Genomic DNA, 14,698 nt, shown 5'->3' with positions numbered 1-14,698 from the left:
CTACTCCGTCGAGTCGAGATCCTCTTCCTTGGTGCCGAGCAGCGACACGATCGTGCGCAGGCCGGAATCGAGCTGTTCGGGCGACGGCGGAGCGAGCGCGAGCCGCACCGCATTCGGTGCATGACCATGCGCGATTGCGAAGGTCGAGGACGGCGTCAGCGCGATGCCGCGCCGGGCCGCCGCCGCGACGAAGGTCTGCGAACGCCAATGCGGCGGCAGTGTCAGCCAGAGATGGTATGAGCGCGGGTCGGCGGCGAGTTGGTAGCCCGCCAAAAGCCTTGCCGCGGTCTGCTGGCGGCGCGCGGCGTCAATGCGCTTCAGCCGCGTCAGCTCGGCGACGGTGCCGTCGGCCATCAGCCGCTGCCCGGATGCGAGCGCGTGGCCGGAGGCGATCCAGCCACCGGTGCGGACCGCGCTCATCACGCTTTCGCGTAAGTGAGGCGGTGTGACGAGGATGCCGAGCGCGAGGCCCGGCGCGACCTTCTTGGACAGGCTGTCGATCACGATGCAGCGGTCCGGACCGAGTGCGGCGAGCGGCGTGTCGTCGGCGAGGAAGCCGTAGACGGTGTCCTCGATAATGGTGAGATCGAGCTTTTCGGCAACCCGCATGATGTCGGCGCGCCGCGTCGCGTTCATGGTGACGCCGAGCGGGTTCTGGATGATGGGCTGGAGATACAGCGCCGACAGGTGCGCCTCGCGATGCGCCTTCTGGATCGCGTCGGGGCGCGCGCCGTGCTCGTCCATGGGAAGCGGGACCAGCGTCACGCCGAGCCGCGCGGCGATGCTCTTGATGTAAGGATAGGTCAGCGCCTCGACGCCGCAGCGGCCGCCGGTGGGAACGAGTGCTGCGAGCGCGGCCGCGAGTGATTGCTTGCCGTTGGCGGTGAAGACGATCTGCTCGGCCTGTGGCGTAAAATCCTTGCGCGAGAGATAGGCGGCGGCCGCAACACGCGCGCTCTTGGTGCCGGTGCTGGTCGAGACGCGCAGCGCGGATTCGAGCGCATCGACGCGCTCGAGCCCCGCAAGGCTCTTGGCGATCATCGCCCATTGCTGCGGCAGCAGCGGGTAATTGACTTCAAAGTTGATGCGCGCGTCGGCCGGCTCGCTGATCGTCTCGACCTCGCGCCTGATGTCGCCGGAGATGAAGGTGCCGCGGCCGACCTCGCCGACCACGAGTCCGCGGCGGAGCAATTCCGTGTAAACCCGGCTCGCGGTCGAGACCGCGATACCGCGGTCATAGGCAAAATTGCGCTGCGGCGGCAGCCGGTCGCCGGGCCTTAACGTGCCGTTAGCGATGTCGACGGCAATGGCATCGGCAAGCTTCACGTACTCGAACTTGGACATTATTGCACCGAGAGCAATGTTTTCCTTGCTCCGAGCAATGTACTGGAGCATTTAGGTTCCATCAAGTTCCGCGATTGAGCCGAGGAGAGCGAGAGCAATCCGACGGCAAATGAGGTGCAAGCGCTCGAAGCGTCTGCGCCAACGGCATCGGATTCGCCGCGCGGGACGACAGGCCGGAGAAGAACAATGACCACGATCTCGCAAACTGCCGGGCAGAGTTTACGCCCATCCCCATCGAGCGGATTTTTCAGCATGCTCGCTGGCGCCGTCTACGCGCTGTTCGATCGCTTGGAGCGCCGCTCCGCCGTCAAGACGCTGAACGAGCTCGACGACCGCGCCCTGCGCGACATCGGGATCACGCGCAGCCAGATCGAGGACGCGGTCTACGGCCAGTTCAAGGCCGAGCTGACGCGGTATTTGTGAGGCAATGATAATGGCGGAGGGTGGCTGACCCCTTCGCGTGTCCCGGACGCGCTGCAGCGTTTACGCTGCTGCGCGGAACCGGGACCCAGCAAGCCAAGCATTCGCTGCCGCATGGGCCCCGGCTCTGCAGCGCACCGCTGAAGAAGCGCCGCGCTGCGTCCGGGGCATGAGAGCGGAGTTTGTCGCGCAACTGTTTCAACATCGTCATTGCGAGCGCAGCGAAGCAATCCAGAATCCCTCGGCGGAAAGACTCTGGATTGCTTCGTCGCAAGCGCTCCTCGCAATGACGGAATATGTGGATGGCACTGTCCTTCCTCTAACGTACATTTCAATCGCAGACACACCCTCGCATCCTCGCGGCTTGTTCGCCCGAGCTTTGCTTCGTCGCCTTGCCTTCAATGCAAGAGGGCGCAGGGAAGACCGGGAGCCGGTTGGCTCCTATGGACCGCCATGCCAAGAGCAGATTGCGTGTGCTTCAATGCATAGCGGGAAACAGGGCAACCGGAAGCATCCCGGCCTTCCCTGCGCAGTGGTTGGAACGGCTTATGTCGCGCTCTCCCCGGGGAGCGATGCACTATTGCCCCCGTCGGCTTGCGGATCGCTGATGCTGCGAACCCGGTCGGGCCGCCTCATCACCGCCAGACTTGGCGCACAGAACCCGGACGCCAGGACCACACGATTTGGCCGTACGCGAACCGCACCTGTCGTTGGCGTGACGCTTTCGCTCACGGTTGCCCGCCCTGCGAAGCCTTTCGCGCCGGTATGGTCAACGTCCACCGCCGCCCGACCTGCGTTCGCGACGATCGCGATACGCCCCTCTTCCTCGGGCCGGGTTGCGGCGACACATACGCCGTTTCCGAATTTCGGTAAAGCGGAATATTTTGGATGGTAGGCATTGACCGACAGTTGGGGTGTTTTGCCCGACAGGGCGACGCAAGGTCTTGTAGCCCGAGCAATAGGCGGACGGCGTTTGCTGCAACCCTCAGTGCCTGACCACCAGCACTGAGCATTTGGCATAGCGCACGACGTGTCCGGCGTTGGAGCCGAGGAAATAGGTGCGCATCGCTGGCCGGTGCGAGGTCATTACGATCAGGTCGGCTTTCATGTGCGCCGCTTCTTCCAGGATCTCGTGATAGATGCCGCCCTGGCGCACCACGCTGGAGATACGGGAGGGCTCGATCCCGGACTCGCGCGCGACGATGGCGAGGGCCTCCTCCGAGGTCTGGCGCTGCTGCTCGTCGAAATCGGCCGGCACGTATTCGGCCAGCATCACCGGCGTCATCGGCAGCACGTTGAGCAGGCGTACCGTGCCGCTCCAGGTCTGAGACAACGTCGCCGCGGTTGCGATCGCCGGCTTGGCGAGATCGGTGTCGGCGAGGTCGATGGGCACGAGGATGGACTTGAACATCTGCGCCTCCAGTCTTCCAGTCAGCACCTCTTAAGCTGAATCAACCGGTCGAGACCGCGTTCGCGCGTCTCATCCTGATCGAAGCAGCTTGGGGCTGACGAATAGCACCAGTTTGCCGCGGCGGTAGGCCACGTCACCCCAATCCTTGACGTCAAAGTCGAAGATCGCAAGCCCCGCTGTGGGCAGGTTGTGGCCGAGTGCCCTGGCTCCGGCCGGGTCGCCGCCGCCCGTCAGCATCAGCGCGACCTCGTGCATGCCGGGATTGTGGCCGATCAGCAGCAATCGCTTCGGGTCGGCCGGCGCTGTTGCAGTGCGAATGGCTTCCAGGATCTGCGCGGGATCGGCGCCATAGAGTTCCGGCAGGACCTCGACCTGCGGCGCCGCGACGCGGTCCTTCATTGCCTTCCAGGCGATGTCCCAGGTCTGTCGGGCCCGGACGGCATGCGACACCAGCACGGTATCGGGGAAGGGCGGATGGGCGGCGATCCAGTCGCCCATCTGCGCAGCATCCCTGTGGCCACGGTCGTCGAGGCGGCGATCCTGGTCACGGCCGCTCGGCGCGTCGGTCTCGGTCTTGGCGTGACGCAGCAGCATCAAACGGCGCATGGCATTCTCGAATCGTTACGCATCCAGGATAATCTACAGGCGCGGGTTGAGGACAAGGTGACAAGCGCCCGATCGGTCCTTTAAGAAAACGACATGAATGAGACCTTCACAGGCGTGCCCAAAGACGAAGCCGGCTTTCACGAGCGGGAGCGGCTGTCGTTCGATCTCGATGCCGACATTTGCGTGATCGGGGCGGGGCTTGCCGGCCTTTCCATCGCGCTGGAGGCGGCCCGGTTCGGGGCCAGCGTCGCGGTGCTCGAGGGCCGCCATGTCGGCTGGAATGCCTCCGGCAATCAGCTTGGCACCGTGATGCCGGGCTTTGCACTGCCGCTCACCGACCTGATCGAGCGCATCGGCTTCGAGGATGCGCACGAATTGTGGACGCTGTCGAAGGAGGGCGCCGAGTTCGTCCGCGCCAACGCCACGGAAGAGAACATGCCGGGGATCGGCCTCAGCGAGGGCGTGCTGGAAGTCTCCAATGTCGATGCCGGCGACCGGCTGATCAGCCGGTTGCAGATGCTGAGCGAGGATTTCGACACCGAGGTCGAGGGCTGGCAGGTCGATCGCGTCCGCGCGGTGCTCAAGACCGACCGCTATTTCCACGGCATCCATTATCCCCGCGCGTTCCAGGTCGACGGCCGCAAATATGTGCATGGCCTTGCGACGCTGGCGCGGCGGGCGGGCGCCCGCATCTTCGAGGACACGCCGGTCGTCAGCATCGATCATTCGGGCATCCGCAAGCGCATCGTCACGCCCTCGGCGCGGCTGCGCGCGACGCATATCGTGCTCGCCGGCAACATCCATCTCGGCGCGCCCTTGCGGCGCCTGTCGGAGACGCTGCTCCCGGTCTGGCGCTATGCCGGGATCACCGCGCCGCTCGGCGAGCGTGTGCATGAGATCGTCGCCTTCAAGGGATCGGTGCTGGATTCCGACGGCATCGACCATTTCCGTATCGTCGACGGCGACCGGCTGATGTGGGAGAGCCCGGAGACCACCTGGGCGGCACGTCCGCAACGCTTCACCGGTGCCATCAAGCGGCGGATCCGCACGATCTTTCCCCAGCTCGGCAATGTCGAGATCACCGATACGTTCGGCGGCGCCACCGGCCAGACCGTGCACGGCATGCCGCAGATCGGCCAGCTACGCAAAGGCCTGTGGGTGGCGAGCGGGTTCGGCCGCCAGGGCATGAACATTTCGGCCATGGCCGGACAGATGATTGCGCGCAGCATCCTGTGGGGCGACGAGCGCTGGCGCCTGTTTTCGCCGTTCGAGCTGGTCTGGGCGGGAGGCACGACCGGACGGGTCGCGGGCCAGCTGGTCGGGATCTGGGGCAGGGCGAGCTCCGCCGCCGCCGGCTCGCTCGCCCGCTACCGAGAGCGGGCGCGGGTCAAGGACAGGGAACGCGAGGCCAGCCTTGCCGAAGCCAACCGGGCGGCCGGCACTGGTCCGCGCCGTCCGCCGCCCGGTGTCCGGCCACGGCCGGCCCCCCCGCCACGAGCTGCGGCCCAGAACGCGGAACCGGCCTCGCACGAGGACATTGTCTCGCAATAGACCCGAGAAAATTTCCGCCCGGAAGTGTAACGTCAGCCGCAAGAAGCCCGTATCTCAGGGCGTGGACACGCTCCCGCACGGAGAATGAGATGTTTGATCGCCGCATCCTGCTATCGACTGCCGCCGGCCTGTTCGGTCTCTTGGCCTTCCGCTGGCTGAGGGCATCCCCGGCCGAGGCTGGTGAGAAGGCCGCGGAGAAGTTCGAAATCACGAAGACGGAGGCCGAATGGCGTGCTCAGCTCACGCCGCAGCAATATGAGATCCTGCGCAATCACGGCACCGAGCGGCCCGGCTCCAGCCCGCTGCTGAAGGAGCACCGCAAGGGCATCTTCGCTTGCGCCGGCTGCGACCTGCCGCTGTTTGCGTCCGAGACCAAGTTCGAGAGCGGCACCGGCTGGCCGAGCTTCTACCAGCCGATCGAGGGCAATGTCGGCAAGACCGAGGACCGTGCCTACGGCATGGTCCGCACCGAAGTGCATTGCCGCCGCTGCGGCGGCCATCTCGGCCACGTCTTCGACGACGGTCCGAAACCGACCGGCTTGCGCTACTGCATCGACGGCTTCGGGCTGGTCTTCCACCCCGCTGCCGCATCGGCAACTTGAGGTTTGGTCCCGGCAATTGTTGCCGGCCCGGCAATTGTGCCCCGGTCATTCGACCGGGGCATGTCTATTTAAGTCGTTGATTTCCTGAACATACCCGCATTGGCATGGCCTTTGCGATTGTCTCCCCCGACTGCGGCCATGGTCGACCGGCCGCCGAGATCGGATTTGGAGACAAAGTTATGGGTATCTTCGATGCAATGAACACCTCGGTGGGTGGCTTGCAGGCGCAGTCCTACGCGCTGCAGAACATTTCCGGCAACATCGCGAACTCATCCACCACCGGTTACAAGGGCATCGGCACCAGCTTCGTCGATCTCATTCCCGACGCCTCGGTCCCGAGCAAGCAGGTCGCGGGCGGCGTGACGGCCAACGCGAAGGCCACGATCACCACCCAAGGCACGATCTCGTCCTCCACCGTCGCCACCAACATGGCGATCACCGGCGACGGCTTCTTCTCGATCCAGAAGGCGACCGGCGTCGTCGACAACGTGCCGGTGTTCAACGGCGTCACCTACTACACCCGTCGCGGCGACTTCCAGCTCAACGCCAACGGCAATCTGGTCAATGGCGCCGGCTATTATCTGATGGGCACCACGGTCGACCCCAAGACCGGCAACCCGACCGGCAACGTGGCGACGGTCCTGAAATTCCAGAACAACTTCATCCCGGCCCAGGCGACCACCTCGATCCAGTACGCGGCGAACCTGCCGAGCGTGCCGAACACGGCGGCGAGCTCGACCGCGGCGAGCGGCACGCTGCTGGCGGCCGGCGGCCTTAACCCGTCGGATTTCGCCGCCAACCCGCTGATCGTCGGCACGCCGCCGCCGCCCTATACGAATGCGACGATCTCCGGCGCAGCGGCGACCGGCAATCTGCGCTCGGCCTATACGGCGACGACCGCGACCGGCACGGTGGCGCTGCTGGATAGCGCTTCGGCGGCGGCAACTGGCGGCACGTCTCTCGATTCCACCGTGTCCCCGCATCTCAACACCAGCCTTCTCACCAACCTGGCCGGCAAGTCGCTGACGGTCAACGGCCAGACCATCAACTTCGACGCCACCGTTTCTGGCGCTTCGACGGTCGGCAGCGTCACCACGATCGGCCTGCTCTCGCCTACCGGCGCAAAGATCTCGGACATCCTGAATGCGATCACCCTGGGCGCCGGCGGCGCCCCCGCCACCGCGACAATGAACGCCAGCGGTAACATCCAGATCACGACCAGCACCACGGCCGACGTCACGATCGGCGGCACTGCGGCAAGCTTGCTCGGGGTCAGCAGCGTGACACGCGGCGGTAACGTGCTGTCCACCCCCGCGATTACGAGTGGTACACAGCTCGGCGGCACCGCGACGCCCGGCGGTCCGGAAGTCCTCTCGACGCCCTTCGTGGTCGGCAACACGATCCAGGTCAACGGCACGGCACCCGCCAATACGATCACCTTCGTGGCCTCCGGTGCTGTCGCTCCGAACCAGATCAACATCACCGACGACATCGCGACCTTGCTTCAAAGGATCGACACGCTCAGCGGTGCGAGCGGTTCTTCGATCAGCAATGGCGTGATCACCCTGAATACCGGTATCGCCAATCCCACCCTGACGGTGACCAGCAACAATAGCAGCGCCTTTGCGGCGCTCGGCTTTACGTCGTCCATCTCCAAGAACCGCGGCGGTGGCGGCACTGCCGGCACCGGCGGCGTGATCGGCAACGACATCGCGACCTTCACCAAGGAATCGATCAGCGGCGGTGCGGTCACGGCCTACAACGCCGCCGGCACACCGGTGAACCTGCAGCTGCGTTGGGCCAAGACCGACAGCGCCTCGCTGGGCACCGGCCATACCGACACCTGGAACCTGTTCTACCAGACCGATCCGAATGCGACCGGCACGACGGTCGGCTGGGTCAACACCGGACAAGCCTTTACCTTCGCCGCCGATGGCTCGCTGACCTCGCCGAGCGGCTCGGGCATCACCATCAACAATGTCAGCGTCAGCGGCCAGTCGCTCGGCTCGGTCGCCTTCAACATCTCCCAGGGCGGTCTGACGCAATACGCCAGCACCAGCGGCGCGGTGACCATCAACACCATCACCCAGAACGGCTACGCCGCGGGTCAGCTCCGCTCCGTCGCCGTCAACAACAACGGCCTCGTGGTCGGCACCTTCTCCAACGGCCAGAACCTCGACCTCGCGCAGGTCTCGCTGTCGCACTTCAACGGCACCAATTATTTGAAGGCGCTCGATGGCGGCGCCTATGCCGCGACCGAGCAGTCGGGACCTGCGATCGACGGCGCTTCGGGCACCATCAGCGGCTCGTCGCTGGAAGGCTCGAACACCGACATCGCCGACGAATTCACCAAGCTGATCGTGACCCAGCAGGCCTATTCGGCCAACACCAAGGTGATCACGACCGCGAATTCGATGGTGCAGGATCTCCTGAACGTGTTGCGCTGATCGGCGCGTGACGTAACCAAAGGCGGGTAAGTAACATGGGTTTGAGTTCAGCCCTCGCCAGTGCGATGAGCGGTTTGCGTGCCAACCAGGCCGCGCTCTCGATCGTCTCGTCGAACGTCGCAAATTCGCAGACGCCGGGTTATATCGTTCAGACGCCGAACCAGATCGAGGTCACCACCGGCGACTTCGGCTCGACGGCGATGACCACTGGCGTCAGCCGCGAGCTCGACAGCTACGTGCTGAACCAGCTGCGGACCGAGACCGGCGGCAGCGGCTACGCCGACCAGATGGCCAACATCCTTAAGCAGCTTCAGAATGTCTACGGCACGCCGGGCAACGACGGCACGCTCGAAAGCGCGCTCAACAAATTCACCACGGCACTCCAGGCGTTGTCGACCAGTTCGGGCGCCTCGTCGGCGCAGACCGTTGCGCTGGGCGCGGCGCAGGCGCTGGCGCAGCAGCTCAACGTCACCACCAAGGGCATCCAGTCGCTGCGCTCCAATGTCGAGCAGGATCTCGGCACCTCGGCGCTAGCCGCCAACGCGGCGATGCAGAAGGTCGCCGATATCAACACCAAGCTCCAGGGCCTGTCGGCCAACGACCCCTCGGCGGCCACGCTGATGGACCAGCGCGACCAGGCCATCAACACGCTGTCGAAATATGTCGACGTCCGCGTCACCACCGACGGCTCGAACCAGGCCAACATCTACACCACGACCGGCATTCAGCTCGTCGGTGCCGGGCTCGCCTCGCAATTCTCTTTTGCGTCCACCGGCGCGCTCTCGGCAACGTCGCTCTACAACAGCGATCCGGCCAAGTCCGGTGTCGGCGCGCTCACGATCAAGCTGCCGAACGGCTCGCAGCTCGACGTCGTCGCCAACAACGTGGTGTCTTCCGGCCAGATCGCGGCCGATCTGAAGCTGCGCGACCAGACCCTGGTGCAGGCGCAGACCCAGCTCGATCAACTCGCCGCGACGATGTCGAGCGCGCTGTCCGACAAGACCACGGCCGGCAGTACGGTCTCGGGCCCGCCGGCCGGATTCGATCTCGACCTTGCCGGTGCGCAGCCTGGCAATACCGTCAACATCACCTACACGGACACGGCGACCAACACCCAGCGCCAGATCACGCTCGTCAACGTGACCGATCCGGCGGCGCTACCGCTGCAGAACGCGACGAATGCCAACCCGATGCGGATCGGTGTCAACTTCTCCGGCGGCATGGGAGCGATCGCGTCTGCGCTCAATACCGCGCTATCAGGCACGCATCTGTCGTTCGCCGCCGCCCCATCGCCGGCGACGGCCACGACCCTGCGGGTGACCGATGACAACACCGGTCTTGCCAAGGCCAATTCGGCCTCGACCATCAAGACGATCTCGTCGCTGACCTCGGGCAATCCGCAGCTGCCGCTGTTCACCGACGGCGGGCAGGCGCTCTACACCGGTGCCATCACCGCGTCGGGCTCGCAGATGACCGGCCTTGCCGGGCGCATCGCCGTGAACACGCAGCTGGTTTCCGATCCGACCCGGCTGTCGGTCTACAATACCTCGCCGGTGACGCCCGCGGGCGACACCACGCGTTCGGATTATCTCTATTCGCAGCTCACCAGTGCGGTGTTCTCCTATTCGCCGCAGACCGGCCTCGGCTCGGCGAACCAGCCCTTTACCGGCAGCGTTTCGAACTACCTCAAGCAGTTCCTGAGCATCCAGGCCAACGCCGCGACCCAGGCGACCCAGCTCCAGCAGGGCCAAAGCGTGGTGGTCTCGACGCTCCAGGCGAAGTTCGACTCGACCTCCAAAGTCAATCTGGATTCGGAGATGTCGAACCTGATCCAGCTCCAGAATGCCTATGCCGCCAACGCTCACGTGATGTCGGTGGTGCAGAGCATGATGAACACGTTGCTCCAGGCTCAAGTGTAGCAAGTAACAGGGCTCTGAAAGATGTCGATCAGCAGCATCAACTACTCTTCGTCGATTCTCGGCGCGCAGATCCGCAACATCAATGAGCAGCTCACGGATCTGTCGACGCAACTCTCGACCGGCAAGCTGTCGCAGAACTATTCCGGCATGGGCACCAACGAGGGCTTTGCGATCGCCGGACGCGCGCAGCTCTCCAACATCGCCGCCTATACCGACACGATCACCAACGTCAATGTCAGCATCAACCTCGCCAATACCGCGCTGCAGTCGCTGACGAAGATCCGCAACACGGTGCAGACGGGCTCGGCCAGCACCGCGCAAGACCTCAACGTCAACGGCCAGACGGTCGCGCAGAACACCGCCGCCGCCCAGTTCGGCTCGATGGTCGGCGTTCTCAACACGCAGACGGGCAGCCGCTATCTGTTCTCCGGAACGGCCGTCAACACCCAGTCGGTCGCGGATGCCGGCGACATCATCAATGGCACCACGACGCAGGCGGGCTTCAAGGCCGTCATGGCGGAGCGCCAGGCCGCCGACCTCGGCGCCAATGGCATGGGCCGCCTGGTGCAGACGCAGGCGACGCCGAGCTCGGTGCGGGTGTCGGAGGACGTCGCCGGATCGCCGTTCGGGCTCAAGATCAAGGCGGTCTCTTCGACGCTGACAGGTGCGACCGTCACCGGCCCGAGCGGCTCGCCGGTGTCGTTCTCGGTCGATCTCAACGGCGTCAACCCGAACAACGGCGACAAGCTCAGCGTCCAGTTCACGCTACCGGACGGCACGACCGAGCAGATCGACCTGACCGCCTCGACGGCGACGCCGACCCCGCTCGGCAGCTTCGCGATCGATGCGAGCGTCCCCGTCAACCCGAACAACACGGCCGCGAACCTCAACACGGCGCTGAACACCGCGATCACCAAGCTCGCCAACACCTCGCTGGTGGCGGCATCCGCGGTGGTCGCCGGCGACAATTTCTTCAACACGGCGAGCTCTGCGATCGGCACGCCCGTCAACAACCAGGCTGCGCCGCCGGCCCCCGTCACCGGCGCGACGGCACTGTCCGGCGCGAGCCCGTCGGACTCGATCTCGCCGGGCTTCGTCGCCGGCGACACCATCACCATCAACGGCACCACGCTGACCTTCGTCAGCTCGGGTGCGACCGGCAACCAGCTCAACGTCACCGACAGCATCCAGACCCTGCTGAGCAAGATCGACCAGATCACGGGGACGTCGAAGCCCTCGACCGCCCATGGCGGTTCGATCACGATCAACACCGACGATGCGGCGAGGCTCAACATCACGAGCTCGAACACGGGGGCGCTGGTTTCGCTCGGTTTCGGTTCGACGCCCGTGATCGCCACGCAACCGCCGCTGCGCGTCGGTTCGTTCCCGGCGAGCTCGGCAACCACGCTGGTGAACGGCTCGGCCAATACGGTGAAATGGTATTTGGGCAATGACGGGCCGGGCTCGCCGCGCTCGACCGCGATGGCACGGGTCGACGATGCCGTCACGGTGCAGTATGGCGCCCAGGCGAATGAGGATGCGATCCGCCGGCAATTGCAGGCGATCGCGGTGTTCGGGACTTTCTCGACCTCGCCGACCGGGCAATATTCGGGCGGGCAGGTTTCCGCGCTGAGCCTGCGCGTGACGCAGGCGCTGACCCAGCAGCCCGGTCAGCAGCGCATCGAGGACATCCAGACCGACATCGCGATGGCCCAGAACACGATGAAGGACGCGACCACGCGCCAGACCCAGGCCAAGGCGCAGCTCCAGACCATCGTCGACCAGGCGGAATCGGCCTCGCCGGACCAGGTCGCGAGCCAGATCCTGGCGCTCCAGAACGCGCTCCAGGCGTCCTATCAGGTGACCTCGAACCTGGCGCAGCTCTCGCTCGTCAAGTTCTTGTAAGGTCGCGTTAAGGCGCCGTTAACCATGCCTCTTTACCTCTTGGTGAGGATTGGAGCGGGGCGGGGCTGCCGATGTCGGACAAGATGCAATTGGTGGTGGCAACGCCATGCTTCGGCGGGCAGGTGTCGAGCATCTATGCGAGCTCGATCTTTGCGCTGCAGCGCGCCGTGCACGGCATGTCGAATCTCGAGCTCAAGGTGCACTTGCGCGACGGCGACGCGCTGATCACGCGCGCGCGGGCCAATCTGGTCGCGATGTTCCTGGACGATCCCAAGGCGACGCATTTCCTGTTCATCGATGCCGACATCGGCTTCAAGCCGGAGCAGGTGTTCCGGCTGATCGAATGCGGCGCCGACGTCGTCGCCGGCTGCTACCCGATCAAGCGGGTCAATTGGGACAAGGCGAAGCGCGCCGTCGAAGCCGGCCGCACCGATGTGCCGGCGGCCTCGCTCGACTACGTGCTGGAAATCGAGGATCCCGACCGCATCGTGGTCGTCAACGGCTTCACCCGCGTGCGCTATGCCGGCACCGGCTTCCTGATGATCCGGCGCCACGTGCTGGAAGCGATGTGCCGCCACCCGGATTATGCAGCTCTGCAATTCTTCCGCGAGCATTCGCACGATACGCTGGCGGCGAGCCCGAACCGGTTCGCGCTGTTCGAATGCATGATCGATCCGGCGACCGGCACGTATCTTTCCGAGGACTTCGCCTTCTGCAAGCGCTGGACCGACATCGGCGGCGAGATCTGGGCCGACATCCAGAGCTCGCTCGACCACGTCGGACCGTCGGTGTTCCACGGCGACATCGCCTCGCAATTCGCGCCCGCGCCTGCAGCGGCGGCGGCCGATGCGGCGTGAGCCTCTCGGGATGAGCGCCGGCGCATCCCGTCTGTCAGCACCGGAACGCGCATCCGAGCGCGGCTCGCGTTACCGCCTGCGCGATCTCTTCACGCCGCTGGACACGCTGCTCGTCTCCGGCGGAGATCCGCGGCTGGCGCTCGACGCTAGCGATCGCGTCAACGCCTATGGCTGCGCGGCCTCGCTGGAGCCGGAGATCTGGAATTTCGCCTCCTCGACCGCATCGACGATCTCGCGAGCGGCCTATGATCGCGCCGCGCTCGCGCGCGAAGAGCTGATGCACAAGTGCCTGTTCGACGAGGTCGAGATCGCCTTCGATGCGCGCTGTGAAGGCATGCGCGAGGAGTTGCGCGGCCATTTCCAGCTCTCGCCGCGGGTCGATGTGGTGTTCTCGCCGTCCGGCACGGATTCCCAGCTCCACGCCCTGTTCGTGGCGCGCGCGGTGCTCGGCGCGCCGCCGGTGACGATCGTGGTCGGCGCCGATCAGACCGGCAGCGGGACGATCCATACCGCGCGTGGACACCATTTCAGCTCCATGACGGCGAGCGGCTTGGCGGTCCGCAAGGACGGCACGGTTGCGGGCTGGCCGACGCCAGCATCGCGCTGCCACTGCGCGAGGCGGGACCCGGGATCGCGATGCGCACGGATGCGGATGCTGCGGTGCTGCGCGCGATCGAGGCCACGATTGCGCAGGGCGCGCCGGTGCTGCTTCAGATCATGGATGCCTCGAAACTCGGCTGGCGCGCACCGAGCGCGGCCTGCCTCGACGAGATCGCGCGGCGCTGGCCGCGCAAGGTTCAGATCGTCGTCGATGCCTGTCAGGCCCGGCTCGGCCGCCGCCGGCTGCGCTCCTATCTCGATCGCGGCTATATGGTGCTGATGACCGGCTCGAAATTCTTCGGCGGACCGGCCTTCAGCGGCGCGCTGCTCGTCCCGAAAGGCTTTTCGCGATCGCTCGACCGGGGCGAGGCGATCGCGCCTGGCTTTTTCGATGTCGGCCGTTGCGACTGGCCGATGGCCTGGACGATCCTGCGTTCGCGCTTCGAGCGCCGGCCGAATTTTGGCCAATGGTTGCGCAGGGAGGGGGCGCTGGCCGAGATCGGCAGCTACTATGCAGTGCCAGGTGCATTTCGCGCCAGGGCGCTGGCCGAACTCGCGGCCGGCATCGACAGCATGATCGCGCTGTCGCCGTCTCTTCGCCCCGTTCCAACCGGAATCGAAAAGGTCGGTGTCGACGACGAGGAGTTCGCGCAAACTACGATCTTTCCGTTTCTGCTGCTGCGCGACGGCAAGCCGATCTCGATCGCGGAGACCGGCGCCGTTCAACAGGCGCTGACGCGTGACATGAACGAAGAGATCGGCGGCAGCACGGCGGACCGGCAGGTCGCCGCGCAGCGCTGCCTGATCGGCCAGCCGGTCCGGCTGGAGCGCCAGGACGAGGCCCTGCTGGCCGTATTGCGCCTCTGCGTCGGCGCACGGCTCGTGACCGAGATCTGGTCCCCGGACATGGCGCAGGCGCAACGCAATTTGCAGCACGTGCTCGATCGCGTCGCCGTCGTCCTGATGAAGATCGAACTGTTGCTTGATCGTGGCGCGGCGGCGCCCATGCCGGCAAAGTCCGCGTTCGAGGTGTGAG

Annotated in this window: 10 protein-coding genes and 1 pseudogene; 8 read left to right on the top strand and 3 right to left on the bottom strand. The window is 65.5% G+C overall.

From position 1 onward, the window contains the following. Complete coding sequence (locus LRP30_RS27000) at positions 1-1,344, bottom strand: PLP-dependent aminotransferase family protein (protein ID WP_164940521.1); 1,344 nt, start codon at positions 1,342-1,344, stop codon at positions 1-3. Between the two features lie 186 nt (positions 1,345-1,530). Here LRP30_RS27000 and LRP30_RS26995 point away from each other — a divergent pair, with 186 nt between their 5' ends. Then, positions 1,531-1,767, top strand: coding sequence for a DUF1127 domain-containing protein (locus LRP30_RS26995; protein WP_128932795.1), 237 nt, complete (start codon positions 1,531-1,533; stop codon positions 1,765-1,767). A 982-nt stretch (positions 1,768-2,749) separates the two neighbouring features. On the opposite strand, the gene LRP30_RS26990 is transcribed toward LRP30_RS26995, so the two are convergent. After that, positions 2,750-3,175 carry a universal stress protein gene (locus LRP30_RS26990; RefSeq protein WP_027577099.1) on the bottom strand — a complete coding sequence of 142 codons (426 nt, stop codon included), beginning with the start codon at positions 3,173-3,175 and terminating at the stop codon, positions 2,750-2,752. 69 nt (positions 3,176-3,244) lie between these two features. After that, on the bottom strand, positions 3,245-3,781 hold the full coding sequence (locus LRP30_RS26985; RefSeq protein WP_128932797.1) for a histidine phosphatase family protein: 537 nt from the start codon (positions 3,779-3,781) through the stop codon (positions 3,245-3,247). 93 nt (positions 3,782-3,874) lie between these two features. On the opposite strand from LRP30_RS26985, the gene LRP30_RS26980 reads away from it, so the two are divergent. The 7 genes and pseudogenes from LRP30_RS26980 (at position 3,875) to LRP30_RS26950 (ending at position 14,697) form a co-directional block, all read left to right on the top strand. Next, positions 3,875-5,332 carry an FAD-dependent oxidoreductase gene (locus LRP30_RS26980; RefSeq protein ID WP_249756700.1) on the top strand — a complete coding sequence of 486 codons (1,458 nt, stop codon included), beginning with the start codon at positions 3,875-3,877 and terminating at the stop codon, positions 5,330-5,332. 89 nt (positions 5,333-5,421) lie between these two features. After that, positions 5,422-5,934 (top strand): peptide-methionine (R)-S-oxide reductase MsrB, encoded by a 513-nt coding sequence (msrB, locus tag LRP30_RS26975; RefSeq protein WP_249756699.1) that lies wholly within the window; start codon positions 5,422-5,424, stop codon positions 5,932-5,934. A gap of 179 nt (positions 5,935-6,113) precedes the next feature. Then, positions 6,114-8,381 (top strand): flagellar hook-basal body complex protein, encoded by a 2,268-nt coding sequence (locus LRP30_RS26970; RefSeq protein ID WP_249756698.1) that lies wholly within the window; start codon positions 6,114-6,116, stop codon positions 8,379-8,381. Positions 8,382-8,416: 35 nt separating this feature from the next. Continuing rightward, on the top strand, positions 8,417-10,300 hold the full coding sequence (gene flgK, locus LRP30_RS26965; RefSeq protein ID WP_249756697.1) for a flagellar hook-associated protein FlgK: 1,884 nt from the start codon (positions 8,417-8,419) through the stop codon (positions 10,298-10,300). Between the two features lie 21 nt (positions 10,301-10,321). Beyond that, positions 10,322-12,205 carry a flagellar protein gene (locus tag LRP30_RS26960; RefSeq protein WP_249756696.1) on the top strand — a complete coding sequence of 628 codons (1,884 nt, stop codon included), beginning with the start codon at positions 10,322-10,324 and terminating at the stop codon, positions 12,203-12,205. A gap of 71 nt (positions 12,206-12,276) precedes the next feature. Next, complete coding sequence (locus LRP30_RS26955; RefSeq protein ID WP_128957036.1) at positions 12,277-13,062, top strand: hypothetical protein; 786 nt, start codon at positions 12,277-12,279, stop codon at positions 13,060-13,062. Then, positions 13,052-14,697 (top strand): annotated as a pseudogene (locus LRP30_RS26950) (hypothetical protein). Before LRP30_RS26955 ends, LRP30_RS26950 begins: the two are co-directional and overlap by 11 nt. The last annotated feature ends 1 nt before the right edge of the window (position 14,698 follow it).

It is taken from the genome of Bradyrhizobium sp. C-145 (assembly GCF_023375135.1).
GTDB lineage: Bacteria > Pseudomonadota > Alphaproteobacteria > Rhizobiales > Xanthobacteraceae > Bradyrhizobium > Bradyrhizobium zhanjiangense.
Note: the sequence above shows the minus strand (reverse complement) of the source record. Positions and strands in the feature narration are given on the sequence as shown.

Bases quoted from the DNA above. Each gene is read 5' to 3' on its own strand.
- LRP30_RS26990 (WP_027577099.1), bottom strand. From the start codon at position 3,175: ATGTTCAAGTCCATCCTCGTGCCCATCGACCTCGCCGACACCGATCTC.
- flgK (WP_249756697.1), top strand. From the start codon at position 8,417: ATGGGTTTGAGTTCAGCCCTCGCCAGTGCGATGAGCGGTTTGCGTGCC.
- LRP30_RS26960 (WP_249756696.1), top strand. From the start codon at position 10,322: ATGTCGATCAGCAGCATCAACTACTCTTCGTCGATTCTCGGCGCGCAG.
- msrB (WP_249756699.1), top strand. From the start codon at position 5,422: ATGTTTGATCGCCGCATCCTGCTATCGACTGCCGCCGGCCTGTTCGGT.
- LRP30_RS26955 (WP_128957036.1), top strand. From the start codon at position 12,277: ATGTCGGACAAGATGCAATTGGTGGTGGCAACGCCATGCTTCGGCGGG.
- LRP30_RS26995 (WP_128932795.1), top strand. From the start codon at position 1,531: ATGACCACGATCTCGCAAACTGCCGGGCAGAGTTTACGCCCATCCCCA.
- LRP30_RS27000 (WP_164940521.1), bottom strand. From the start codon at position 1,344: ATGTCCAAGTTCGAGTACGTGAAGCTTGCCGATGCCATTGCCGTCGAC.
- LRP30_RS26970 (WP_249756698.1), top strand. From the start codon at position 6,114: ATGGGTATCTTCGATGCAATGAACACCTCGGTGGGTGGCTTGCAGGCG.
- LRP30_RS26980 (WP_249756700.1), top strand. From the start codon at position 3,875: ATGAATGAGACCTTCACAGGCGTGCCCAAAGACGAAGCCGGCTTTCAC.
- LRP30_RS26985 (WP_128932797.1), bottom strand. From the start codon at position 3,781: ATGCGCCGTTTGATGCTGCTGCGTCACGCCAAGACCGAGACCGACGCG.